Annotated in this window: 16 protein-coding genes and 2 pseudogenes; 8 read left to right on the top strand and 10 right to left on the bottom strand. The window is 42.6% G+C overall.

All coding sequences use genetic code 11. From position 1 onward, the window contains the following. The first annotated feature begins 536 nt into the window (after positions 1 to 536). On the top strand, positions 537 to 1,763 hold the full coding sequence (locus L3V35_RS21590; protein WP_171307935.1) for a DUF819 family protein: 1,227 nt from the start codon (positions 537 to 539) through the stop codon (positions 1,761 to 1,763). A 100-nt stretch (positions 1,764 to 1,863) separates the two neighbouring features. Here L3V35_RS21590 and L3V35_RS21595 read toward each other — a convergent pair whose 3' ends face one another. The 3 genes and pseudogenes from L3V35_RS21595 to L3V35_RS21605 all read right to left on the bottom strand — a co-directional run. Continuing rightward, the gene (locus L3V35_RS21595) at positions 1,864 to 2,724 is read right to left on the bottom strand and encodes a transporter (protein ID WP_237300627.1); all 861 of its coding nucleotides are present in this window, start codon (positions 2,722 to 2,724) and stop codon (positions 1,864 to 1,866) included. Between the two features lie 219 nt (positions 2,725 to 2,943). Next, the gene (locus tag L3V35_RS21600; RefSeq protein WP_237300628.1) at positions 2,944 to 7,647 is read right to left on the bottom strand and encodes a DUF3320 domain-containing protein; all 4,704 of its coding nucleotides are present in this window, start codon (positions 7,645 to 7,647) and stop codon (positions 2,944 to 2,946) included. A gap of 205 nt (positions 7,648 to 7,852) precedes the next feature. After that, positions 7,853 to 7,993, bottom strand: a pseudogene (locus L3V35_RS21605) (L-threonine 3-dehydrogenase); the annotation flags it as partial. Between the two features lie 102 nt (positions 7,994 to 8,095). Here L3V35_RS21605 and L3V35_RS21610 point away from each other — a divergent pair. From L3V35_RS21610 to L3V35_RS21640, 7 genes and pseudogenes are all read left to right on the top strand, one after another. Beyond that, positions 8,096 to 8,429: pseudogene (locus L3V35_RS21610) on the top strand (IclR family transcriptional regulator C-terminal domain-containing protein); the annotation flags it as partial. 499 nt (positions 8,430 to 8,928) lie between these two features. Continuing rightward, on the top strand, positions 8,929 to 9,141 hold the full coding sequence (locus L3V35_RS21615) for a DUF1656 domain-containing protein (RefSeq protein WP_010429574.1): 213 nt from the start codon (positions 8,929 to 8,931) through the stop codon (positions 9,139 to 9,141). 10 nt (positions 9,142 to 9,151) lie between these two features. Further along, complete coding sequence (locus L3V35_RS21620) at positions 9,152 to 10,018, top strand: HlyD family secretion protein (protein WP_237300629.1); 867 nt, start codon at positions 9,152 to 9,154, stop codon at positions 10,016 to 10,018. Positions 10,019 to 10,027: 9 nt separating this feature from the next. Beyond that, positions 10,028 to 11,383 carry an FUSC family protein gene (locus L3V35_RS21625; protein ID WP_237300630.1) on the top strand — a complete coding sequence of 452 codons (1,356 nt, stop codon included), beginning with the start codon at positions 10,028 to 10,030 and terminating at the stop codon, positions 11,381 to 11,383. A gap of 326 nt (positions 11,384 to 11,709) precedes the next feature. Continuing rightward, complete coding sequence (locus L3V35_RS21630) at positions 11,710 to 13,368, top strand: hypothetical protein (protein ID WP_237300631.1); 1,659 nt, start codon at positions 11,710 to 11,712, stop codon at positions 13,366 to 13,368. A gap of 130 nt (positions 13,369 to 13,498) precedes the next feature. Beyond that, positions 13,499 to 15,583, top strand: a complete 2,085-nt coding sequence (locus tag L3V35_RS21635) for a carboxylesterase family protein (protein ID WP_237300632.1) — start codon at positions 13,499 to 13,501, stop codon at positions 15,581 to 15,583. Between the two features lie 82 nt (positions 15,584 to 15,665). Beyond that, complete coding sequence (locus L3V35_RS21640) at positions 15,666 to 17,123, top strand: phospholipase D family protein (RefSeq protein WP_237300633.1); 1,458 nt, start codon at positions 15,666 to 15,668, stop codon at positions 17,121 to 17,123. A 109-nt stretch (positions 17,124 to 17,232) separates the two neighbouring features. Here L3V35_RS21640 and L3V35_RS21645 read toward each other — a convergent pair whose 3' ends face one another. The 7 genes from L3V35_RS21645 to pdxY form a co-directional block, all read right to left on the bottom strand. After that, on the bottom strand, positions 17,233 to 18,114 hold the full coding sequence (locus L3V35_RS21645; RefSeq protein ID WP_237300634.1) for an amino acid racemase: 882 nt from the start codon (positions 18,112 to 18,114) through the stop codon (positions 17,233 to 17,235). A 111-nt stretch (positions 18,115 to 18,225) separates the two neighbouring features. Next, a complete protein-coding gene (locus L3V35_RS21650) occupies positions 18,226 to 19,944 on the bottom strand; it encodes an autotransporter assembly complex family protein (protein WP_237300659.1) in 1,719 nt (572 codons plus the stop codon). A 201-nt stretch (positions 19,945 to 20,145) separates the two neighbouring features. Further along, positions 20,146 to 21,297 carry a BamA/TamA family outer membrane protein gene (locus L3V35_RS21655; RefSeq protein WP_237300635.1) on the bottom strand — a complete coding sequence of 384 codons (1,152 nt, stop codon included), beginning with the start codon at positions 21,295 to 21,297 and terminating at the stop codon, positions 20,146 to 20,148. 309 nt (positions 21,298 to 21,606) lie between these two features. Next, positions 21,607 to 22,521 (bottom strand): LysR family transcriptional regulator, encoded by a 915-nt coding sequence (locus L3V35_RS21660; RefSeq protein ID WP_102332929.1) that lies wholly within the window; start codon positions 22,519 to 22,521, stop codon positions 21,607 to 21,609. A 159-nt stretch (positions 22,522 to 22,680) separates the two neighbouring features. After that, the gene (locus tag L3V35_RS21665) at positions 22,681 to 23,106 is read right to left on the bottom strand and encodes a hypothetical protein (RefSeq protein ID WP_102332930.1); all 426 of its coding nucleotides are present in this window, start codon (positions 23,104 to 23,106) and stop codon (positions 22,681 to 22,683) included. A 16-nt stretch (positions 23,107 to 23,122) separates the two neighbouring features. Continuing rightward, a complete protein-coding gene (locus L3V35_RS21670) occupies positions 23,123 to 24,295 on the bottom strand; it encodes a patatin-like phospholipase family protein (protein ID WP_102332931.1) in 1,173 nt (390 codons plus the stop codon). 225 nt (positions 24,296 to 24,520) lie between these two features. Then, the gene (gene pdxY, locus L3V35_RS21675; protein WP_102332932.1) at positions 24,521 to 25,378 is read right to left on the bottom strand and encodes a pyridoxal kinase PdxY; all 858 of its coding nucleotides are present in this window, start codon (positions 25,376 to 25,378) and stop codon (positions 24,521 to 24,523) included. Between the last annotated feature and the right edge of the window lie 23 nt (positions 25,379 to 25,401).

The following is a 25,401-nucleotide window of genomic DNA, read 5'->3' on the forward strand; positions in this document are numbered from 1 at the left end:
ACTCTAAATAACGGCGCTAGATAACCATACTAGGCAACCATCAAAAGCGGCTATTTAGGCCGCTTTTTCTTTCATTGCCCCCCTACAAAACGTCAAATGAGCATGAGTAGCGGGTGCTAAAACTCGTAATTCAAAAGATTTATGTGATCTAGCTAAAATTTTTAATTTCTGACCACATGGCAAAAGTGAATTCACTTTTTACATTATTGAAACATTCCAACCTCGCATAAACCACACCATAAACATGGCTATATATGCACTCATTTAAGTCATTCAATCATCGCCCCAATTCATAGCGACCACCCTCTAAGGTTTGAGTTACATTGCATATATCTAAATACGCTGCACAAGCCCCAACCTAACCATTCACCACGCAAATATGTAACGCGCTACATTCACAAATTCAAACCGTTAAAATTAACATAAACATTTCAAAATATGTCTATCGTTACAATTTGTAACGAATAGCGGTTATCGGTATAGTCCTGCAATTCAAAAAGTGAGACCTTTGCGCTCACCTTAAAGGAGATATAATAATGATTACTAATGATGCTGTAATAATGGGCATGTTAGCTGTTATTCTTGGCGGTGTTTTTATCACGGAAAGTAGCCAAAATAGCGCACTGAAAAAATTCTACTCGTTCGTTCCGGGTCTATTGCTCTGTTACTTTGTTCCTTCTCTACTGAACAGTTTAGGCATCATCGACGCATCAAACTCTAAGTTATACTTCGTTGCAAGTCGCTACCTCTTACCAAGCGCACTCGTTCTACTGATCATCTCAGCAGACCTACGTAAAATTTTTGGGCTAGGTTCAAAAGCCGTCATCATGTTCCTGACAGGTACTGTCGGTATTATCATTGGTGGCCCATTGGCTATCTTGATCATCGACCAAATTAACCCTGACCTTGTATCTGGTGATGTATGGCGTGGCCTAACAACGGTTGCAGGTTCTTGGATTGGTGGTGGTGCAAACCAAGCCGCAATGAAAGAAGTGTTTGAAGTAGACGACCAACTGTTCTCTGCGATGATTACTGTAGACGTAATCTGTGCCAACATTTGGATGGCAATATTACTTATCATGGCTGGCCGTCAGAAGAAGATTGATGCGTGGTTAAAAGCCGATACTTCATCTATCGAAGACCTAAAAGAAACCGTTTCTAAGTACCAAGAAGAAAACGCTCGCCCGACGACGACGACTGATCTCATGAAGATCACGGGAATCGCATTTGGTCTTACGGGCTTAGCACACTTTTTCAGTGACATGATCGCACCATGGATCTCAACTAACGCTCCTGAGCTAGCGCAATACAGCCTGACTTCTGGGTTCTTTTGGTTAATCGTAATGGTGACTACGTTTGCGCTGATCGCTTCATGTTTCAAATCAACGCGCAGCCTTGAGCACAGTGGTGCATCTAAAGTAGGCTCAGCATTCATCTACATCTTAGTTGCAACCATTGGTATGCAAATGGATATCACGGCTATTTTGGATAACCCTGGTTACTTCTTCATCGGTATCACTTGGTTAACTATTCACGCGATTATCATGATTGTGATGGCAAAGCTAATCCGTGCACCATTGTTCTTCATGGCTGTAGGTAGCCAAGCTAACGTAGGCGGTGCTGCATCGGCTCCTATCGTAGCTGCTGCATTCCACCCAGCATTAGCTCCAGTAGGCATTCTAATGGCTGTACTTGGTTACGCACTGGGTACATACGGCGCTTACATCTGTGGCCTAATCATGCAGGCTGCTGCACTAGGTTAATAAGCCTCTTAAAACAAAGATGGCTAAAGCAACAACAAGAAAGGCTGAACGATGATCGTTCAGCCTTTTTCGTTTCTAAAACTGTATTTCAAATAACGGCTTAATCGAACAAAGACGCCAGCTTATTTTCCACAACTGGGCTGATATTAAAGCTCAATATAAAATCTGGACGCGTTTCTTCGTCTTTCTCAAGGTAATAATTCGCTTCAATTCCAAACTTCCAAGGACGCCCATTCAACACCGTTGTTTTAGTTACGCTTATATTTAACGGAATTTCCGCCTGATTATTATTCCAATCATACGAGAATGTCGGCGCAGAACCTATCGTCCAACCTCCTCCTAATATCTCCACCCAAAAGACTTGTGTCGATGTCTTGTTGATTCGAGTATCAGAATGGTCGGCTCCGTCTCCAGAAATACCATACAAGTGGTTGGGAAACATACCAACCACTCGCTCACTACTCGCCTTCCCGAACATAAATTCAGGCCCGACAGCAAATTGATCAGCCGTTAAGTCATTACTGCCCGTTGGCAAAGAAGCAAAGAGACCGAAAGCGACAATAGTGCCGCCCTCCATTTTAGGCGCATAAGCTAAATCAAATGAGATGTCTGTAACGCCTGACTGATCCATATGTTGGGAACTTGTCGGCGTATCCGTATTGAAATCATTCTGAACATAAGAGATAGCAGGGCGGAAGATGACTTTGTCGCCATTATCCATTGGAAACGGTAATGTCGGCTGTAATACGGTCGCGAAAGCATCCCCTCCACCATCGTAACCACCTGAATACTGAAGCTTTAAATTAAGGCTAGCGTAAGCTGTGTTTGGGTTTGCAAGTTCCTTTGCTGCCTGTTCTGCCGCTTGATCGCTTTCAGATTTCGAAATGTCGACCTTAGCGCTAGCAAAATTCGGCGTTAATAATAGTCCAGTTATTATCAGTGCAAGTGGTTTACAAGCCATTGGAGCCCTCTTTAAAAATTAAACGCAGTGTATTGCGCGTATTTTAAAGACTAATGAGAGACAAAATGGCCATTCAGTGACATCAATAATTAATCGATGTCCAGAAAACAAAAAATGCCCCAAATTTCTTTGGGGCATTTCATTTTGGAATAAACTAAGGGTCTCCCCTATTCGTTTATTCCCAATCTAGGGTTACTTTGCCTGACATACCCGATCGCATCATGTCGAAGCCTGAATTACATCACCTTGAATGCTCAAAGTACCTGAGTTAACTAGCTCCAACAATATTGATTCAGTTCGGGCTTTCATAGCCTTACTTGTACTCGAGAAGCCTAAAACTTCTGTGACTGACTTTACTAAATCATCGCTTGATATTGAGAAAGTATCTTTAACGGTATCTATTGCGGCTTTCGCAATCTCTCCGTCATAGATGAGGTCATACTTACGTTCATTTGATGGCAAATCAACTCGGCTACGAATCGTAATTTCGTCTTGGCTTTTGGCAACAATGAACTCACCATCTAATTCGACTTTACCTTGTCTATTGAGTAAGCCAACCCCATCTAGAATTGCTCGATTGATACGTGCGCCACTTCGTGAACTGCCAACCGCTGACAACAGACGAATGCTTAGTTGTTTAACGTGGATAGGAGATTCAAAATCGATCACTTTCAAAATATCTTCCGCCAAGGTTGCCGTGCTGACATCCGGGATCGCATCACCAAGCCCTAGGTACAATTTTTCTGTTGGTAAAACTTGATAAACAGCAGCAGATGCTTGATGTTCGACCTCTACCCTTTCAATGGCTGCCTTAGGTTTTGATTTTGTCACCTCTTCAGCAACAAGCTCAGAGTCATAGGCTTCATAATAAGCGATAGCGGACTTGATAGAATCACCTAGCCTTTCAGTCTCTTTGTGGCGATTGCGGAACCAATCAGTACTCCAGATACGGTGGAAACGCCAACCTAACCCTTCAAGCACACTCTGACGGATGCGATCTCTGTCTCGCGCACTCTTAGAGCTGTGATAAGTTGCACCATCACACTCGACTGCAAGCATATAGCGACCAGGTTTATGTGGATCTCTCACTGCAATATCAATATAGAAACCTGCACAACCGACTTGTGGTTGAACTTGATAGCCTAACGAACGAATTGAAGAGATAACTTCTTCTTCAAATGGCGAATCAGGCCCTTTACCTGTTTCTTCTCTCTTAACCAAGTCACCTGTCTCAGCGTAATGTAAGAAGTTTTTCAGCGCTCGTACACCAAATGGAGATGCGTCAGTGGTTGGCATCTCCTCACCTTTAAAGTTGCTGAATACTTCCATGCACATACGAGCACGTGAAATAAGAACGTTAAGTCTTCGCTCGCCACCTTCACCATTAAGTGGCCCAAAACTCATTGGTAAACGCCCTTCATTCGTCTTGCCATAACCGATGCTTATGTAGATAGTGTCACGTTCGTCACCTTGTACGTTTTCAAGGTTCTTAACGAAGAAGTCCTCTCCTTCTTCATGCTCTCCAAAGAAGTGTTCGAGATCTGGGTTCGCCTTTCTCAATCGTTCAACTTCTAGCAAGATTGCATCACGTTGGGCTGTACTGAATGCAACAACGCCCAGTGTTTGGTTTGGTGTTGTTTTAGCGTGTTTAATTACCGTCTCTGCAACGGCTGCGGCTTCATCTATGTTGCTTCTTGAACCACCTCGGTCATAAGTGGTACTCGGCAAGTAATTGAGGCTCAAGCCTTTTGCATTAGGGTTAATTCCAGATGACGGGAAAATCATCAGTTTGTTGTCATAAAATTCTTGGTTTGACACCGCGATTAACGACTCATGGCGACTACGGTAGTGCCATTTAAGCATTTTTTCTGGCGTACCTGACGCTAAGAACATCCCCAAAATACTTTCCATATCAGCCGTTAAGCTCTCTTCAGCCTCATCATCGTCAAGGACTAACTGCTTGCCAAAGAAGCTGGTTGGTGGCATCTGTTTCGTATCACCAACAACGATAACCTGTTTACCACGCAGAATGGCTCCAAGTGCATCGGCAACTTTAACCTGTGACGCTTCGTCAAAGATAACCAAGTCGAAATCAACAACGCCTGGCTCTAGATAGGTTGCAATCGACATAGGACTCATCATAAAGACAGGTTTGATCTGCTGGATCACTCGACCCGACTTATTGAGCAGACGTCTAATCGGCATTTGGCGGCGTTTCTTATTAAACTCACGTCTTAGCGTTTCTACCTCACCTCTTGCTGATGGGTTCGGTAGATTATCGTAAAGCTGTTTGACCAAAGATTCTTGCGAAAAATGGAACAATTGACCGTCAATATCACTGAACTGTTCAATTTGTTTTTCATGCTCAACACGATCAAAGTAGCGAATTTCATCTCGTGCATCATATTGGTAATCGACAAGCGAACTGTAGTAAGTGGATTTAAAGCAATCTTGAATAAGTGTGGACTCTTGCGTCCAAGTGAATGCCTGTTGTCTCCAATCAGAAAGTCCAACGGCATCAAGATCTGAGCCTAAACGATTAAAACGTGTTAATGGGTAGAACTTCTGAATATCACTCTCAATCGTTTCAACTTCCTCACATTGCAGGGCATCACATCGTTCAACAAAGGAACTGAGGTCCAATTCCAGCAGTGATGCGAGTTCATTGATTACGTTCGTGCGCTTTTCGATAAGTGCATTAACCTTATCAAGCTCTGTGGTAGTAAAAGAAATTTCCTTTGATGGGTCTAGGTATTGCGCTGCACTGTGGTCTAACGTTCCCGACTTAATGCCTGAGTGGCACTGCTGCACCCATTGAAGCGGCTTTAGTATCGCTTTCCAATCGGTACTCTCATTTTTAAAATGACTGCCGATAGTATCAATTGCCAGTTGTGCAGATTCAATAAAGCTTTTTTGAGTCGAGCGATACTCCAGTATCGCATCAATCTTCTCAATCCATTCACTTGCGCCACCAGCAAGCCCATGTTTACACATGCCTGCATAGGTGCTTTTTGCTTTACCGTAATCGCCAGATAGGAATCGCCACCACTTTTGACCTGTTGTAAGCAACGAGCCACGAATTGGCATCCAATCATAATCTAATGCAATATCGACAAAGTGCTCTGAAAGCTCGGATTTTTGATCTTGTAGCGTTGCACCTTGAAGCGCAAAATCGAGTATCGTATCGCCTTTCGACTCCCAAGCAGGAGCGTTTCCATCAACACTCTCAAGCTCGGGTCTATCTGCAATAAGGGATAGGCCACCAAGCACTGAAATACAATCTGTATAGGTAGCGATCGGTGAGACGTAACCAGCACAGGCATGAAGAGCTTTAACTTGGTCAATGATCTCTTGCTGTGTTTGCACGACTTCAGCAACAAGCTTTTGTGCCGACTTGTCATCTGATGGCGAATAATCTTTAAGATTAGTAGATGAAAACAGATTCAGGCTTGGTGCAGCGTGCTCAGTTAAGTAATCAACGACCTCCGTGATCTTAACAAGAGCTGACAGGTAGTAACTCTTATCCCAAACGTTTAAATCAAAGTCGATACGAGGCAGCTCATCTAACTCGATTGAAGCATCGGTAATGATTCGCTCTAACTGTGAGCTATAACCTAGAGCATCATGATAGCTGACATCTGTATTGCCGATGCTCTCATTCACCGACTGGCAGTAATCATCCAATTTATTACGAAGAGAAACCAAGCGGTCAATATCTTCACTCCTCTCAGGGGTAACAGGAGCATGCTGCATCAGTGTATTTTCTAATGAAGAAAGAACTGCCTTCTTGTTCGCCTTGTGTGAGTGAAGCTCTAAAACTGAATCACCAATGTGACAGTTATCTAATCGGCGTTTAACGACATCAAGCGCTGCCATTTTCTCAGCAACAAACAGCACCTTTTTATTGTCAGCTAAAGCTTGAGAGATGATGTTGGTGATGGTTTGAGATTTACCTGTACCTGGAGGCCCTTGAATCACAAGATTCGCCCCTGACTTCGCAGCTAGAACCGCCTCTGTTTGACTTGAGTCAGAATCTAAAACAAGTTGAACTTCTTCAACACGGTTTACGTCCATTGGTGTTGAATCAAGCAAGGTTGCATCACGCTCAAAACCTTCGGTGAACAGCTTTTGGATCAAGCTATTTTCCGATGGTTTCTTACCCTCAGGCCAAACATCATCTGATAAGTCTTGATACATCTGGAATTTACCAAACGAGAAGAAGCTCAGTACGATTTTATTGCTCTCGACTGACCAACGCTTTTCTCCTGCAATAGCCGCAGCAACCAGATCTAAGTACCCTTGGAAATCATAGCCATTATCTCCCTCTTCAAATTCGGGTAGAGCAATACCAAACTCCATCTTCAGTTTGGCTGCAAGGGTTAGGTTTGTTCCTAGCTCATTTTCTGTATAGCTAATTTTGTATGAATCACCCGCATCTTCTCGAAAAATTTCGACAGGAACTAGCACTAAAGGAGCGTATCTAGGCTTGTCTGAATTATCATCTTCAAACCACTTAACAAACCCCATCGCAAGATAAAGAAGATCAACCCCTTGCTCTTGCACAAATATGGTGGCTTCTGTGCTTAGTTTTAGTAATCGAGTGTCTAATGGCTTTCTAAATAACTGAGTTTGTAAGGCATTATCTGAGTGCCTCTTGTCACCATTCTGTTCTTCAAGATGAGTAGTCAAATCAGTTAAAGATATCGACTTGTTGTCCTCTGTATCCAGAGAGTCAGGAGCTGGTAGGAATGACATCATTTTTGACTCATCAACCAAGTGCTCAAACACCTGCTCAGACTTTTCGTCAACAATGTCTAGAATCTTGGCTCCCTTGCCGACATTAAGTAATGTATTCCCTCTAAGCCCCATATCAAGGAGTTCTTGACGGCTTTTATCGAATATATCTTTAAGGTTTGAATTCATATCGTATTAAAACTCGCAATTGTATTAACCGAATTCTATACCAAATGACAAAGTGATTTATATAAGCTGGATCAATTTAATTTTTATAAATGTTAGGGATGGATATGACATGAGGTTGGATGGACAGCTTGAGATAAAATTTAGACACAAAAAAGGCGACAGTAATAACTGTCGCCTTTCTAATATCTTGTTACTCAGTTAAAGATTATTCCCAATCTAGGATTACTTTACCTGACATACCAGAGCGCATCATGTCGAAGCCTTTCTGGAAGTCGTCCACTTTGTAGTGGTGAGTAATGATTGGTGTTAGATCTAGACCTGACTGAATTAGTGAAGCCATTATATACATTAGCGAAATAAGTTTTTTGAAAGCAAGTATTTAAAAAATTTCAGGAGAACAATGGCGACAAAGTGGCGACATATATAAAAACAGGTCACCCATATGTCTCTATTGGCATAAAGTGACGAAAAATTCGTTCACACTCAGCTAGCAGACACCGAGTTTGTGAAAAGCACAAAAAATACCCTCGAAAACGTCGAGCAACTTATCGATGAACTTAAAGCGATTAAGCTACAGCATTTTGGCGAAGATAATGAAGCACAAGAGCCAGGCTTACGTTGTATAGCAGCTCCAGTTTACGACCGTTTTGGTACCGTAATTGCCAGTGTCTCAATTTCATTTCCTACCATTCGATTTGATGAAGAGAAAAAAGCTCACTATGTGGAGCTACTGCATAAATATATCCAAGCAATTAGAGTTTAATGGTTACCCAAGCAAGTAACAATAAAGGTTACGGTGACAGTGACAATAAAGGTTACGGTGACAGTGATATCACGATAAAACTTGCATCGTTAGAAAGGTAACTTCTTTTACGTTACCGCAGAGTTCAATGGTTTTATGTAAGCAAGAGCGCGCGTAACTCTTGCCTTACATACTCTCAGCTAAAATCCACAATATTAAACAATTTCCTAACGTTTATAATTTTTATCTCGCTCCCCCCTCACTTAATCTCCAATTAATACCGATAAAAAATGCCTCTCTCCACATCAATAATTTAAAGAAAAATAAGTATCTCTAATAATAGTTTTAATATTAGATTTTATTCTATACGACTAGTTTCGTTCGTACCCACTTATCACTGTTTCATCGAAATGGAAAACAAAATCATCATGTAACTCAATATCCAACGAATTCGATGGATATAGTCCTCTATAAGCGATTATCACAATAAATCGAACTCCGTTATCGTTGCATTCATCAAACAAATAGAGAACAGAACCATGAACACAATGCCACATGAACTTGTGTGGGGTGAAGTCTACTTCCCACCGCTGTTATTGGTTATCGCACTGGCTTACATATTGACAATGCTAACAGGGTCAATCGCTACCAGGTTTGGCCTTCATAAGTACGTCGCCTTTCCTGCAATAGCAGAACTGAGCTTGATCGTGATTTTTACTGGCGCTATCGGCCATTTTATTACCATTTTTTGAGGCACTTACTGTGATCAAACGTTATCTCATCACACTTTTATTATTGGCTGCTGCGGGAACTGTGGTTTATAGCTATTACCAGTCGTACTCAAGTAACCCATGGACCAGAGACGGACAAGTGAGTGCTTATATTGTCTCGATTACACCTCGAGTCACGGGTCAAGTGATTGAAGTGCATGTCGAAGACAACTCGAAAGTAAAAAAAGGCGATCTTCTTTTTGAAATCGATCCGAGTATTTACAAAGCGACCTACAGAAAAGCACTTGCGACTCAAAAACAAGCGTTTGCCCTACTCGCCAAAGCCAAAAATGAAGAACAACGCGCGTTGAATTTAGAGAAAAGAACGCCCGGTGCTGTGCCCGTTCTTACTCTAAACAACTTAAACAACGCAGTAGAAACTAGCACCGCGAATGTGGAACTGGCAAAAGCTAACGTAGAAGAAGCACATCTAAATCTTGAGTACACCAAGGTATACGCGCCGACTAACGGCTACATCACTAATCTGAGCCTACGCGTGGGCTCTCAAGTTGTCGCGAATTCACCTGTGGTTGCGTTAATTGATGAAGATAGCTTTTGGATTGAAGGGTATTTCAAAGAGACAGATTTAGTCGGCGTCGACGCTCAGGATACAGCCTATGTCACCTTGATGATGCACAACAATGTTCAACTAGAAGGTCATATCAAAAGTATAGGTTTTGGTATAGCTAAGCAAGACGGCAGCACAGGTAATGATTTATTGCCAAACGTGAATCCAAACTTTCAATGGATACGTCTAGCTCAACGCATCCCTATCAAAGTGAAGTTAGACAACATACCAGAAGACTTACAACTGCGTGTTGGTATGACTGCCTCGATTAAAATAATCAAAAATAGCTAGGTGATTCTTATGTTCACTGCATCGACTAAAGACGCGCTTAAAGCCGCACTCTCTATCGTTATCGCAATCTGCCTAGCGTTGTGGTTTGGTTGGGAAAAACCGTATTGGGCTGCGATAGCCGTGGCAGTGATGGCATTGAATGAGAGTTTCGCCCATGCAATAAACAAAGGCCATAACCGGTTAATGGGAACCTTGTTAGGGACCGGTTATGCCTTTTTCCTTATCGCCATGTTTTCTCAAGATCGCTTCTTGTTTCTAACATTTTTCACCCTGTTCCTTGGGGTATGTATCTTCATGTCGAGCGACGAGAAATACGGCTATATCTTTTCAATAGGATTTGCCGTGTGTTCGATTGTTGCTTGTATGGGCGGGTTTGATAGCCAAACCACCTTTCACTTTGCTGTACTTCGACTTCAAGAAACACTATTAGGTGTTGTTGTGTTCTCGATTGTGTATCGCATCGTTTGGCCTGTGAATACTGAACTCAACTTTGTACAACGTTTCGAAACCAGTAAACAAGTGTTGTTAGATGCGATGGAAAAAACAGACGACATCGACATTGCCGGACTTGAAAGCAATACCGCAAATATTGATAAGTTGTATCAACTTTTAGATCTGCCACTGACCGGAAGTTACCACCTTAAAGAGAACATCCAAACATGGCGCTTGCGTATCGATGAAATGGCACATATCCAAGATACATTACTCAAACAAAGTAACAGCGAATCAGACGTGGGTATCCAATGGGCAGTTCTTACTCACAACTTGAAAACGTTTGATGTATTAACACCAGATCAATCTCTGGTTGAAGGTGAACTCAATGTAATGGGCGATCATAAAGAAGTGTCTTGGCATCATGCACATCGCACGTTTGTTGAACATTTGAATGAAGATGGGCGCAAAGTGCTGCAAGGCGTGTCGATGTTTATCACATCGCTGTTGATTTGGATTTATCTTCCAATACCAGGTGGTTTTATATTTCCTATGTTAGCCGGTGTATTCTCTTCTATGGTGCCGACCATGCCACCAAGCGTTATCAAGGACGCTTTTTATGGTGTGTTGGGAACAGGATCTGTGATTCTGTTGCAATACATCTTTGTGATGCCATTAATGACAGAACTATGGGAACTGGGACTATTCTACTTCCTTAATATTATGGTGATATGGAAAGTGTTCGCGACACCTAAGCTCATGATACATCGAATTTTAGGTATCAATTTGTTGGTTGTTCTTACATCTGGTGCGCTTAACCTCACTCCGGTTTATAGAATAGAAACACCACTGTTGATGCTGGTGAATATCTTGATCATTTTAATGATCGCGAAGCTGTTTACTGATCTATTCAGAGTAAAAGTAACCGCTTAGAACTGGATACGCTAAGTCTCTCATAACAGAACGGCCTGCCAAGTATTTTTACCTAGCAGGCCGTTTTGTTATCTGTTTTAAATCATTATAAATCAGTCGATTAGCGTTAATTCTTACTAAGTGAGGATAGCGTCCATCAAACGCGATTAACGCAATCTGCGACCTCCTCTTAAAATCCTCTCATTGATTGACGCAATACATATTTAGTCGCGACATTCACACGAACAATCCTAACGGATAAATACATAACAACTGAACACGACGTTCAGTATTACATCGACTGTTTGAGTCTCGAAGGTTTGAGGCCACTCAGCGTGGAAACCGTCATGAGTTTTTTTGAAATACGCACCAGCGCCTGTAAGGCCCATACTCTTTCTGTGTTAGCGAGCGCCCTATTACTTACCACACCCGCCTTTGCGTCTGCAGCAGAAACCAAGACTTACAGCGAAGTCATGGAAAAAGGTCGAGCACTGTTTGACAAATATGGCATCAGTCATGATTTACCAAAGCTAGCAATCAGTTCACTCGTACAGGGCGAACACCTAGTTGAACACGCACATCGTACTCTGCAAATTGGTGATGAAGTTCGTGACTCAAGCGTCTATCTCGTTAAGAACACCGACACTAAAGGCAACATCGATCTTCGTATCAAATATAACCCAGAAGAACTGGACGATAACGAAAACCTACTCGATGAAATAGAAGCCTTCACACGCACCGAATATCGTTTACGTGACTATGCAGAAAGCTTTGATTCATCTTCGGTTCGCGTAAAAGAAATCGACGATAACAAAGTAATCATCAGCTTCGATTATTCGAAGTATGGACTACCTCAAGACATCGCATATTTCCGTTTTTTGAATGTCAACATTGAGTTAGTCAACGGTGAACCAAAACGCATGCTGATCAGCAATGAAAAGCCGTTTAAACACCACATATACAAGGTAGAAAGCTATAAGCAAGAGATTGAGTTTCACACTTTACCGTCGGGTAAGTTAGTCATCGCGAGTAAAACAACTGAAGTCGTTGGTACAACCAAGAACAAACCAGTGAAGATGACAAGCATAATCGAGCCAGTCGCGTTTTATGAAGACGATAACGGCATACAGGTGCTTAACGAAGCAAGGCTTCAAGAAGTATCAGACCCAAGAATGTTAGAGGCAAGCGTAAAGCTAGACCGAGTCTTCCCTTTAATGGGTGATATGGTCCGTCGTAAAGGTATCGATATGCCACTTCCATTCGGTGTATCCGTAGCTTATCGCAACCAAGACATGGACATTCCAATGACTGATTACGTGATTGGTGGTGTGCGCTTGAATGACTTATTTGACCCGGAAGATAGCGTTGCGACGGTAAAAGCGGAAAGCCTTTCGATACGCGGTGACGTAAATATCCTGCCATTCTGGAATGTATTCGGTTATGTAGGAAAGGTAAACGTTGATGCGAACGTGGATGCCTCTTATACCGGCGCAGCAGGTGAATACTTAAGAGACAAGCTCAATGATCGATTTGATGGCGCAGGTGACCTACTTTGTAGCGAAGTTTCAGCTCTGTGCAACCGTGGTCGTTTAAATGTTCCACTTCATCTCGAGTATGACTTACGCGGTATGGGTACAACACTGTCCGTTGGTTACAAAGAGTTCTTTGCTTCTGTTACTGGCACTTATTCACAAACCCGTCTTAAAGGATTAGACGACTGGGGCGATGGCATTGTTACGGTTCAACCTATGTTGGGTTACCAATTAGTCGATTATCGAGCTCAGTTTTTCGTTGGCGCTGAATATCAAGGTTTAAATTCACGTATGCAAGGCACCGTAAAAACCGATGACATCGAATTTGATTATGACGTTGGTGTCGACATCGATCAGTGGGCATTCCTCACTGGCGTTAACAAACAGATCGGCAAGCATTACAACATGACTGTGTTGTACAACAAAGGCGAAACTCGTTCGGCTGTAACGCTGAATCTTGGCTACCGATTCTAGTCACCGAACTTTGATTACCAGCCCTGCTCTTAAAGCCAGGTTGTTCTTGATAAGAAACTTTGTAGCTCTGTTATCTAAGTAGATGACGATGAAACAGACTGCACCGAATACTATTGTGGAAACTCTTTTTATGACTATTGTATACCGTTCAATAATCGCTCTTACAATTGCTGCTGCCTTAGCAGGTTGCGATACTGATACTGCCCCTACTGTTCCATTACCAAACGAGCCAGAAGCGTTAATTCCTGCACCTGCTAAACCATTTGATGCTCAAATCGGTAACGTAACGATTAAAGCGACCAAAGAAGAACTGGTTGTAACTTCGAATACCGAAGACGACAAACTGGCTTCTGTTGAATCTTTCAAAGGGATTCAATACGCCGAGGCTCAGCGCTTTGAGCACAGTGAAATTGTAAACCTTGTTGAAGGTGCTTTGGATGCGACTCAGTTTGGTTATGCTTGTCCTCAACTAAAAACGACATCACAAACGCAAGATGAGAACTGCCTTAACCTCAATATCTGGCGACCAGCAGGCGTAGATTCTGATGCAGATCTACCGGTTTATGTATTCATCCACGGTGGTGACTTTGAATATGGCTCAGGTGCTGAGCCTCTGATTCAAGGCGATAATGTTGTGGCTCAAGGTGCTAGTGAAGGCAATCCTTTTATCTATGTAAGCTTGAACTACCGTCTTGGTCAGTTAGGTACTCAATGGATTAAAGGCGAGAACCAAGATGGCAACTATGGCTTAGGCGACCAAAAGCGTGCCTTGAAGTGGGTACACAATAATATCGTTGACTTCGGTGGTAATGCTCAAAACGTGACGGTTATGGGGCAAGGTTCTGGTGCTATGTCTATTGGTTTCTTACAGCAAGATGAAGATATCGCAGGTCAATATTTCCAACGAGCCATCATGCAGAGTAACCCTTATGGTTTTGAGTATCCTAGTTATGACGTGGCTAAGGACCGCAACAATGACTTTGACGTAGACACTTCGATCGACGAGATCATGACGTCACAAGAAACGGCTTTGAATGGTATTGAACAGCTTAAGAATTGGTTGTTAGGTTCTTTGCAAATCCCCATTCTGAGCCCAACAGCAGATGAGACTCCAATGTCAAACCTGATGCCTTTTGCTCCATACATATTGTGTGAAAAAACTAGTTTTCTTGGTAGCTGTAACGAATCAGCAGAATCACCAATGCAAGCAGGATTCTCAGTACCAACTGTCCTAGGTCAAAATGCACATGAAGCGAACAGCTTTGGCATGCTCTTTACCGCTACGTTCTTAATTCCGACGGTCATCGAGTTATTAACAAATGATGAAACTGAACTGCTTACTAATGAAGACCCAACAAAGCTTGCTCTAGCGATAGTTAATTGGTTAGAAGATAAAAACAACATCGTTCTTCTGCAGCAAAAACTATCTGAGCAAGCAAGTGATGAAGTTTCAGCGGAGCTTGTATTGCCAAGTAGTGCCTACAGTGCAGTAGCGGGTTTATTTTATGGTGCCAAACTAGAAGGAGATCTAGTAGAAATGACTAAATGCATTGATACCAATGACATTACGGGTACCGTCGGTTGTTTAGTCGACATTGTTGATATCACGAGCCACCAACAAACCCAAGATATTCTAGCTCTAACTGATTTCTACCCTAACTCAGAATCTAGCTTAGGTGGCGCTCTTGACAACATGAAGCAATTTAAAACCTTGCTAAATGACACTTTGTTCAATGGTCCAGCTCGTCATATGGCAGCAAACAACGAAGTAGAAGCAACGCTATACCACTTTGAGCACAAGCCAAGCTTTAACATGTGGAACTACAATACCTTGCCAAATGGTGAGCTATCTATTATCGATTTATTTAAAACTATTGGTTGTATCAGCGGTGCGTGTAACGGTTCAGAGTTGCCGTTTGTGTTTAACAAAGCCGTGCGTTTTGATGGAAGTGAAGTAAGACCATCAAGCAAGGATAAAGCACTAATGAACGAAATGTCGCGTCTTTGGTTTAGCGATAAATTGTTCGAAGTCCAACAGTACAGCGACGCTGCCGACAATGTGCTCGTAATTGATGGTGCAGGTTTCAGCGAAAACAGTACTACCTTAGACTGGGACTATGTCACAAACCCAGGTGTTGACCCTAAGCTTCGTGAAGGTCGCTTAACCGGTTTAGCAGAGGAAGGCCTTATGCCTTGGCAGTGGTACCTAAACTAAACATTCTCAACACACTTCCTACTTTACGGCCAGCTCGCTGGCCGTTTTTATATTCAAATTTTACGTTCAAACGCAGGTAGTTATGACACTTAGCAAACTAAAAACCGTATGCACAATGATGTTGATTACTGTGGTCACAGGCTGCGCCCAACCATACCCCGATGTTGAACCTGACTTTGAAGCAAACTGGCAAAGCACAGAACATCACACTGAGGTGTACCTGATCCCGACTGCACCAGAGGCCTTTGCTCGCCGTATCGAGCTCGTTCGCCAAGCACAACACTCAATTGATATGACCTACTTCTCTTGGGAGCGTGACACGCTTGGATTGATGCTTCTAAACGAGCTCAAGCAAGCGGCGGATCGTGAGGTTCATGTCCGACTGACCTTAGATGACCTACTGGTTTTTAATGATAAGTGGTTAGCGGAATTAGACTCACACCCCAATATTGAGATTCGACTGTTCAACCCTTTTGAATCACGTAAAGCTGGCTGGATTGGTCGTGCGTTCAACTTCTCCACTCATCAAAAACAACTGGATAATCGGCTTCACGAGAAGTACTTCAATGTTGATCATCACTCGATGATTTTAGGCGGAAGAAACATCGGCAATGATTACTTTGGCTATAGCGAGAATGCCAATTTCTTTGATATGGACGTTTTGTTTCGAGGTGATGTAATCGCGTCTTTCGACAACAATTACCAAACACTTTGGGAAAGCCAATATGTCGTGCCAATTCAAAAGCGAATCAAAGTCAAAGAACAAGGCCAATACAAAGCGTTTACCAAGGCTATAAATAAAGGTGAGAAGAATAAAAAGCCGATCACTTTCGATGTTGAGCTACAGATAAATCACTTGAACGAACCAAGATTTATTAAAGCATCGGTAACGCCTTTATTTGATTCATTAGAGAAGCTCAATGACAACAAGCCCTACTTTCGTCAGCGTACAGAGCATTTAATGAAGCAGAAAGTACCGACACCTTCTAAGGCTATGATTTCTACGCCTTACATGGTGCCAAGCGATAACCAGTTTGTATTCATCGATGCACTTAAAGAGCACCAAGCCGAAGTCACCTTGCTGACGAATTCATCGGCATCTAATGATTCGGGTTTTGTTCCTGCGTATTACGAAAAACACCGTGAGACTCTACTCGACAAAGGCATAAGTATCTACGAGTACAAAAGCCAAGCTATCAATGATGACCACTACTTTCATGTTGATACCTACTACCACAACAAGACTGTAATTTTAGATGAGCGTGTAACCTATATTGGTTCTTCTAACTTCGACCCAAGATCAGACTTTCTCAACGTTGAGTTTGGTGTGTTGATTGACAGTGAAGAGTTTGCGAAGCAAGTGACACACTACTTAACGCATCAGAAAGAGGATTTGTTCTGGGCCGTGTCGCGAGAACAATCAGGTGAGACGAGCTGGGCTTCAGGGGATCAAGTCCATACAAAGGATCCGAACTACAGTTCGTGGAACAAGGTGCCGGATTGGTTATTTCGAAAAATGAATGGCGAGTTCGAGCTTTAAGTGTCGAGCTTCGAATTTTCACTTTTAATTTTTAATCTTTCACCAATCCAAATGCAAAAAAGCCGCGTAATTCGCGGCTTTCTCATGTTTCAAATAGACGTATCTGAGCCTACAGACGGTAGGTCATCGCTCTCTTGGCTACGTAATTCACCATATCTAACGTTGTATAAATCGAATCGACATCGTTAATGTCGTAATCCACATGTCCACGCTCAACATACTGCTCAGCGAGACGATAAACATCAACGACACGCTCAGCTACGGCTTCCATAGGATCAATAAAAGTGACTGTTGGAAATGCCGTTTCAAGTTGCTTTCTAACCAAAGGAAGTTCCGTACACCCCAAAATAACCGTGTTAACGCCCTTCTCTACGATACTTTGAACCGCAACAGCTAAAAGTGCCGCATTACGGTCAAACTTGCCCGCTTTAATGCCGTTGGTTTCTCGGATTGCTTGTCCACACGCAGTCATCTCGCCCGTTACTTCGCCATAGATAGCGCTATGAACGTTATGTTCTTGCTCAAAAGAATCTGGCTTAACGAATACCAGATTGGCGTTAGTTAGGTAACGGTCATAGATTCCCGAATTGTATGTGCCGTTAGTACATAAAATACCGACAATAGATTCAGGATTCTGCTCTTTGATTTGATCAACCGTAGTTTGAAGCATATCGACGATATAAACATTGGTATGCTTTTGAACTTCAGGTCTGAAATAATGAGCGGTGTTGCAGGTCATAACGCCAAATTGAACGTTGGCGTGTTCTAAAATGCACGCGGATTCAATTAGCTCTGGAACAGGGTCGATACCGCCTTCGTTAATTGCTTCAGAGCGGTCTGGGATATCTGAATTTTTAACCACAATCATGGCCATGTGGTCTTGGTCTTTAAGCGCGCCGTGTTCAATCTCTTTCTTAGCGACGATATCTTGGAACAGAGCATCCGCTTCAGGGCCCATGTTACCAAATACACCAAATCGTACCTTTTTCATTGTGTTTACCTTTGTGTTTGCTAGAGCACAAAGGTTATTACGCTCTGTCGATTTGCTTGAATCCCATTGGATGGATCGCATCCTCGCGAGAGCTTAAACAACGTACAAATATTAGAATTGAGTCCCTAAAGAAAAGTGAATACGAAACTCATCGCCTTGAGGCGCATCTAAACCGTAAGCAAAATCGAGTTTCACAGGCACCAATTGCGAGTTCCAAATCAGACTAAGGCCTGTGCCGCGCTTCCAATCCGCTTCATCATCAAACGCATCACCAACATCCAGAAATGCACCCATCCAGATCGAGCGGTAAACCTGATGCTGGTACTCAAGCCCTGCTGTTAGCATATAGCGTGCACCTGTTAATTCACCGTTGTCATCTTTTGGAGAAATCGATTCATAACCATAGCCTCGTATGCTCCCATCGCCACCAGCAAAATAACGCAGTGACGATGGCACATCCGACAACGATTTAGCTATGTTAACGCCGACATTTGAACGGAAATGAAGCTTCTGGCTTTCGCTAATGTCCCACGAAAGTACACTGTTTCCTTCCAACCGCAACAACCTTGAATCAGAGAACAAACTAGGGTCAGAATACTCAACAGAATAGATGTGTCGATGATTGAGCTCCAATTGATCATTTTTACGATCAACCTGTGAAAAACTGATACCAGGTAACAGTAATTGCGATTGGTCTTCCTCAGAGGCCTGACGGTACTGTTCATGCAAGTATTTGACGTAAATGGTACTTTGCCAATCGCTGTCTAATTGCCAGTAACGTTGAAACTTAAGATCGTTTGAAAAGCTACTGGTGTCTCGATGATCAATTCGTTTCGATTCAAACTGAATACCAAAGTAATCGGTCGTGACTTTCTCTGTAGGGATTTTGTACCCTAATTGCAGTGATTGCTCTTGTTCAGACAAATATGCCTGTGTTTCAAAGCTGTGTCCTCTTCGGTTATACCAAGGCTTTGACCAGTTTAAAGACGCTCTTAAACCGAGATCGGTAGAGTAACCGCCACCCACTTGCACAATGTTACGAGAGCTTGGTTCAGCAATGATTTCGATTGGCACTTTTAGATTGTCATCAAGATGATTAAAGTCACCGTGTACCACGACACTGCGAAACCACTGAGTTTCAAACAAGTCAGACTGCAGCTCGCCCAACTTTATCGTGTCAAAGTCGTCCCCTTGTTTGAATGTGGGAATTTTCTCGATACGCGCAGGTTCAACACCATCATCAGGAATGCTGATAGCGCCAAACTTGTAGCGTGGGCCACTTGAAAAATGCAGGTGAATATTGGCGATGTTTTCGCTAGGAATCACTTCGATCATAGACTCGACAAACCTACCGTCGAAATAGCCTTTACGCTTTGCCAAAGAGAAGATCGCCCGTTTAGTTTGGTCGTATTCTTGATGAGATAATGGTGAGCCTGAATCTAACTGACTTTGCGTGAGTATTTTGATGAACTCTTCATCTTCAGTCGCTTCACCTGTGACTTTTACGACCGATTCTGCAATGTACATGACAGGGCCAGAATCGACGCTTAAGGTGAGGTTATCGCTGTCATCAAGTTCAATAGCTATCTGAGGATGATAGTAGCCATAAGGGTTGAGCGCGTCTTGAACCCGTTTCAATAATTTAGTATGTGATAGCTGTGCGGTTGGGACATCAACCAAAGGTTCTAAGTGCAACTCTACATTTTCAGTGAGAGTTTTGCTCAGCCCTTTAATATTGAAGTCTGCACCTATCGCTGCGGGGTGAGTAACCATGAAGAGTGAAGCTACCAATATTACTTGTTTAATCGAGGTCTTCACGCCGTTACCCAGTTGCTTAAAACCAAGACAGGTTATGAGCAAAACATGAAATCGTAGAATCTCTTATGGAGGATCTCGCCCTACAAACTGACAATCCGTACCCTAAGTGATGGTAAAATTACTTATACAGTGACCTAACCCCTTATGAGAGAACACAAACAAGGCGCTAAATTAGCGCCTTTTAAATGGAAAAAACCAAACTACTCTGTTTGTTTAGAATCCACTGCCTACATTAAAGTAAACGGCACTTTCTTCATGGCTTTGCGCGTAGTCCATTCCAAGGTGTAAACCGTAACGTCTTGCGATTTGGTATCGGAACCCCACACCTCCAGCATTGATGGTGCTATCGTGACTTACGATGTTATCTTGCTTTGCAGTACCAGAACCGTAGAACCCAGACACCTTCCAACGATGATTAATGCTATACGTGAGTTGCCCTTGTATTGTTTCAATTTCATCACCTTGGTAGCGGTAAGAAGACACTCCGCGTAAAGACACATACGGCTTCGCTGTTGGGGAGACAAGCCGATCTTGTTGGTCGAAGTTTTGATAATTCGCGGCTAACCCTAGCATCCATTTCTGAGTGATTGGGATATAGGCTTCGCCATCTATGTTCAAATTTCGGTAATTGTAATCACTGCCAATCGCATCGTCGTACACCATGTAATCTGCAGACAATTTGTAACCTTTGGTTGGATAAAATAGATTATCTCTTGTGTCATATTCAGCTTCCAAACCTAGACCAGAAGTAACCGATTCATTACCTAAAATTCGGTCTAAAACCGTATTATCAAATTCAATCTCAGACTTAGCTAGTAACTGTTTTATCCCCAACATCCAAGGCGACTGTCCGATCCTAAATTGTACCTTTTGTGAAAGAACGGCCACTGAAGTTGATGTACCTATTCTAAGATCATGGTCTATCGGTCCCCAGTTAATTGATGTGTACAAATCCAAATTCGCAACACCAAAGCCACCACCACCTGTATAACGGATAGAGTCATTCATCCATGAACGTCTGTGACCACCAAAAACAAACCAAGTCTCGTTTTCTGTACCTACCGCCCCAACCACTGACATTGCAGAAGGAACAAGCTGCGCACCACCATCAATAGCAGATAGCGCTGCCTGCTTTCGTTGTCGCTTTTCTTCATCTGTCTCGTGTAAAAACAAGCCAGCTACACCGCCACCGTAACCTACTGCAGGTTCGGTAATCAAAATCGGAATAGGCAAAAAGCCATGGGCATTTTCTGCAAGGTGATGCCCCATATCAAATTGACCATCAACAGGATCATAAAACGATGCTAAAGAAGAAGTGGTCAACAGAGAGCAGGAAAGAAGAACAAAGCCGCCGTAGCGAGTCATAAGATTGGCCTCATAAAAAAGGCCGGGCAATGAAACCCGGCCAAAAGTCTGCGTCCTTGCAGTAAACATAGAAATTAAACACTTATTGCCGATAAAGGGGGTCCTTAATCGACAGGACTAGAATAGGCCAAACGGTGGTATTGCCCGACTCTCATATAGAGGGTCAAACCCATCAAAATATGACCTTTCCAACGAGGTGAGGCTCAGAGCGCGGATACAAAAAAAAAGGCTCTAAGTGAGCCTTTTGGGGAAATAACTGCGTAAGTTACGGTCAAGAATTAATACATATAAACCATTGAAATGAAAAATTTATGGTCGGTAGTTACTGATTAATCGCTCTCGGTATTCTGAAATTACTGAAGTCAAAGAGCCCTTGATATCACTGACCTGTTTCGAATGAGGACACCATAATGCAAAACCAAATTTGAAACCTTCAACCATTTGAGCTGTTTGAATTGGTTCAATTTCGTGTTGAGAAAACTCTGGGTCAGAGAAAAATGATTTAGGTAAAAGTGCCCAACCCAAGCCTTCTTCCACCATTTTGATCACCAACGCAAGTTGATCGATCTCTTCGTGGTCTGAACTTACAACGATTTTTTCCGACATCCCTTCTTCAATCAGAGATCTCAGTACAAACTGTTTCGAGTTTCTTAAAGCAACCAGTACATCTTCTTTGTCTAAATTGGTAAATTCACCGCCCTTTTGTACGAACGGATAGAATTCAATATGGCCTAAAAAAGTTGCGTCTAAACTGTGCATCGCACGGCTATCGTGAACATTCACCAAACCGAAGTGATACTCACCGTCCTGTATCCCTTGCTTAATCACTTTCTTATTACGAACCAGAAAGTTAACTCGCATCATTGGGAAATCACGTTTGAGTTGCTTTCGAATATCGACAAGGACACGTTGAGGAATCACGCTTGAATAAGCGATTGTGATGTTTTCTAATCCCCCATAAGAAAGGCTCAATGCAAATTTGTCGAAGGTACGTGCTTGCTCAATGGTTTGCTTGGCATAGTGATAAAGAAGATGCCCGTCTTCAGTGGGCTCTACCGAGCGGCCGACTCTTTCAAAAAGGTTTACTGCGAGTTGGTCTTCAAGGTTTGTAATTACCTGTCCGATTGTCGTTCTGTGCTTGTTGAGCTTAACGGCAGCTTTACTGAAAGAGAGCTGGTCATAAACGGTAACGAACGCGAGAAGTTGTTCAATGCTAAAATTCATTTTGGTGTGCTTATTTTTAATCGTTATATATTTAAATTATCACAGACTGACGAAATATCTACTTTGTCAGATAATAATAGTGAGATGAATTCGTCTGGTTTAAGCAAAAAAAAACCTACTTAAGTCAGTAGGTTCTATCATTGATGTGTAATTAACAACTTAAATATATTCGATAACTCGTGCTAAGTAGTTAAAGTCGCCTGAATCACCGTGGTAATTGCGATAAACATCGACACTGAAATATCTAGGTTGATCCGCTTGAATATGTTCAGCAATACGCTGCTCAATGGACTCTAGAGTTTCACCCGTTTGCGAGTAAATGTATTTCTTGGTGCTCTTTTGAAGCTGGCGTTGCTTGGCTTCTTTGTGAGTGACGTAATTGTTCACTTCAACCCACTTTCCAATGTAATCAATCGCCACGTAGTCCGAATTCTCTTCAACCATGATCAAAGCCGCTTCTTGCTGAACATCGGCCAGTTGTAGCATGTCATTGTCGACTTTTTGCTGATCCATTGAGGTTGCATTTTGTGCCATTGCAGCGCTAGAGGTTGCTAAGATAAGTAGCGTTAATGCTGTTCTTTTCATTTGATAATATCCCTAATTAAGGTAATTCGGTTACCCAAGGTTTGCCTTGAGTTGCTTTGTGATAACCATATTTGTATATGGTTAATAGGTAATGTTCATCAAACATGTCTTTGGTGCGTTTTGCATAACCAAAGTCGTGTTCCATATAAGTAAATTGCATATCGATATTGTTGATTTCACAGATGTATTTCATTCGATATAAATCACCACGCGTTTGTGCAAGCGTCAGGCTTGAGACGCTCTTTGCTACCAAATCGAGTCCCTTATCTCTCAACGAGTGATACGGGGCTTTCAGCGCACCATTTCGAATAACATCGAGTTGTGGTGGTGTTTCTAACCCAAGTGAATCTGAGATCTGTTGATAGTCGAAGTTAGAGGGATTGAAGAATACTTGAGTCGCTAAACCGCCATCGACGTGTAGTTCTTCAAAGATTTCATCTTCATGCTCTACATCGATGAACTGCGGTGGGAACACGCCAGGAATAGACGCACTTGCGGCCAACACTTTATATATGAGTTCAGACTTATCTGGCATGTCGCTATTTGCTATTGCACCTACATTCCAAATGACAAGCTCACCAGAATCAAAATGAGTGCTACCAATAAACAGACGTTTGCCACTGCGATGTTGCGTTGCAATTTGTTCAATCATCGGTTCAGGGAAAGCCTCAGCAATAAACTGGTACAAGTTTTCTCCATCGGTAAACGCATCTTTAAAGACAGTGTTCAAAAAGTTCTTTTTTCCGAGCACTGATTTATCATTAATGTTCAACATTACTTCTTTCATCTTCGAAAACGCATCTCCCCCGATAAACACAAACGGTGCAATTAACGCTCCTGCGCTGATGCCAGTCACTATGGAGTAGTCCTTCAGCTGACCTGACTCTTCAAGCCCTATCAATATACCCGCACCAAAAGCTCCGTTTGCGCCACCTCCGGACAACGCTAAGATGTTCAGTTGATCACCTGATACAGTAATCGGTGTGGTTTGATCAGTTGGAGAGTATAAGAAGTCTGGCGACTCACTCGCCCAAATACGCAATGGCTCAGCGACTGATGATGCATCTTCTACAGTGACTTCTTTGTAATTGTCTTTGTTTACGCGTACGTCTAGCGTGTGAGGTGAACTACAAGCCACTACCAGGAATGACAAAGCAACGGTAAGACCCGAAGAGATTAGACGGTTCATATTTAGGCTCATTTAGTGTTCTCTAAAATGATTCAGAGACTCTGTTTAATAAATAAGGAACCTAAAAAACAGAGAGGTTAATAAATAGGGTAAAGTGAAGTCCATCTCTTTGTGGTCGTAATATAGCTAGTATCCGGCTTAATTCGTAATCTCGTTTGTAGGACGCTACCCATCGAATAGTCGCCCCCCTTAGCTTGACCTTAAGCACTGTTGGAGTTAATCGCTCTAGCCTATTTTGACCACGTTGAAATCGTGGGTCGGCTCAACAAATTCATATTGAGCATTAATCGTTTGTAATTCCCAAGTGCCATAACTCTTAGTCAGCTCCAACACACCATAGACAGCGTTGTTTGCATGACGAAATGCAGCCACCGGAGACATTCTTTTCATTAATCCCGCAGTAAATAGGCCAGAGATAAGGTCGCCAACACCAACTGGCTGTTTCTCAAATTCGATATTCGGTCGTTGGGCTAAATAGCATGCTTTTTTCGTTGCTAGGATCATGCTGAACGCATCATCGGATAATGAGTGCAGATGTTTCACGAGCACCATTTTTGGCCCAAGTTCCAGCGCTTTCTTACAGGCCGTAACCGCATCATAAAGCGAGTCGATTTTGGTATCGGTCAATTCGCTCAGCTCAAATTGATTTGGCACGATGACATCAGCTATGGGCAGCAAATGTTTGACAATAGCCGCTTTCACGCCATCATCAACAATGCAACCTTTGTCCGGGTCGCCCATTACAGGGTCACAAATGTAGAGTGCGCTATGGTTCTTTTCTTTAATGAGGTTAACCGCCTCGGCAACCGCTTTGCATTGGTCTGCACTTCCTTGATAACCCGAAAGGATTGCGCCACAGTCTTTCAATGCACTGATGTTGTCTAAGCCTCGAATTAAGTGTCGAATATCGTCTGAACTAAATGTTTGGCCTGTCCAACCTTGCTCATATTGAGTGTGATTCGAGAACTGAACAGTATGGATTGGCCACACATCGAGTCCCATTCTTTGGATTGGAAAAACCACAGAGCTGTTGCCTGCATGCCCATAAACCACGTGAGATTGAATAGAAATAATACTTTTCATACGCCGTTCTTCTGATTTTGTCG

This window comes from Vibrio sp. L5-1, from assembly GCF_021728315.1.
Lineage (GTDB): Bacteria > Pseudomonadota > Gammaproteobacteria > Enterobacterales > Vibrionaceae > Vibrio > Vibrio splendidus_K.

What these genes read in the sequence shown, in the direction of transcription:
- L3V35_RS21615 (WP_010429574.1), top strand. Translation starts at nt 8,929, where the DNA reads ATGAACACAATGCCACATGAACTTGTGTGGGGTGAAGTCTACTTCCCA.
- L3V35_RS21660 (WP_102332929.1), bottom strand. Translation starts at nt 22,521, where the DNA reads ATGAATTTTAGCATTGAACAACTTCTCGCGTTCGTTACCGTTTATGAC.
- L3V35_RS21640 (WP_237300633.1), top strand. Translation starts at nt 15,666, where the DNA reads ATGACACTTAGCAAACTAAAAACCGTATGCACAATGATGTTGATTACT.
- L3V35_RS21590 (WP_171307935.1), top strand. Translation starts at nt 537, where the DNA reads ATGATTACTAATGATGCTGTAATAATGGGCATGTTAGCTGTTATTCTT.
- L3V35_RS21600 (WP_237300628.1), bottom strand. Translation starts at nt 7,647, where the DNA reads ATGAATTCAAACCTTAAAGATATATTCGATAAAAGCCGTCAAGAACTC.
- L3V35_RS21665 (WP_102332930.1), bottom strand. Translation starts at nt 23,106, where the DNA reads ATGAAAAGAACAGCATTAACGCTACTTATCTTAGCAACCTCTAGCGCT.
- L3V35_RS21630 (WP_237300631.1), top strand. Translation starts at nt 11,710, where the DNA reads ATGAGTTTTTTTGAAATACGCACCAGCGCCTGTAAGGCCCATACTCTT.
- pdxY (WP_102332932.1), bottom strand. Translation starts at nt 25,378, where the DNA reads ATGAAAAGTATTATTTCTATTCAATCTCACGTGGTTTATGGGCATGCA.
- L3V35_RS21635 (WP_237300632.1), top strand. Translation starts at nt 13,499, where the DNA reads ATGACTATTGTATACCGTTCAATAATCGCTCTTACAATTGCTGCTGCC.
- L3V35_RS21670 (WP_102332931.1), bottom strand. Translation starts at nt 24,295, where the DNA reads ATGAACCGTCTAATCTCTTCGGGTCTTACCGTTGCTTTGTCATTCCTG.
- L3V35_RS21625 (WP_237300630.1), top strand. Translation starts at nt 10,028, where the DNA reads ATGTTCACTGCATCGACTAAAGACGCGCTTAAAGCCGCACTCTCTATC.
- L3V35_RS21645 (WP_237300634.1), bottom strand. Translation starts at nt 18,114, where the DNA reads ATGAAAAAGGTACGATTTGGTGTATTTGGTAACATGGGCCCTGAAGCG.
- L3V35_RS21655 (WP_237300635.1), bottom strand. Translation starts at nt 21,297, where the DNA reads ATGACTCGCTACGGCGGCTTTGTTCTTCTTTCCTGCTCTCTGTTGACC.
- L3V35_RS21595 (WP_237300627.1), bottom strand. Translation starts at nt 2,724, where the DNA reads ATGGCTTGTAAACCACTTGCACTGATAATAACTGGACTATTATTAACG.